2 protein-coding genes are annotated in these 319 nt (G+C 38.9%); both read right to left on the reverse strand.

The window, feature by feature from the left end:
* Positions 1 to 112 (reverse strand): helix-turn-helix domain-containing protein (locus A6X21_RS25875; RefSeq protein ID WP_131818238.1); only part of this gene is annotated, 112 nt, incomplete at its 3' end.
* Positions 113 to 114: 2 nt separating this feature from the next.
* The coding region (locus A6X21_RS25880; protein WP_205847413.1) for a hypothetical protein at positions 115 to 319 on the reverse strand (205 nt) is incomplete at its 5' end.

Consider the following 319-nt stretch of genomic DNA (forward strand, 5'->3'; position numbering starts at 1 on the left):
TGCTTTCGTACACCGAAATGGTTTTTGAGCTTACTCCTACTAAATCAGCAAATGCTTTCTTAGTAAGTTTGCGACGCTCTCGCGCTTGTTTTAAACGTAATGGGTTAAACATGGTTAGTTAAATGAAATATCGAGATCAATATCTTCGGAGAATCCACTCTCAGGGCTCTCACCTGTGTCAATCAATAAGCCTGAATTGAAGTCGGTCATGTCTATCATGAAGCGTTTGCTAAACCCATTTACAAACCCTTTTTGGGAACAAAAGATAGGCTTAGAAAGCTCTGCTTTGACAATCAGACCTTCATTTTTAGATTTTTCG

Origin of the sequence: Planctopirus hydrillae, assembly GCF_001707835.1 — a bacterium.
GTDB classification, from domain to species: Bacteria; Planctomycetota; Planctomycetia; order Planctomycetales; family Planctomycetaceae; genus Planctopirus; species Planctopirus hydrillae.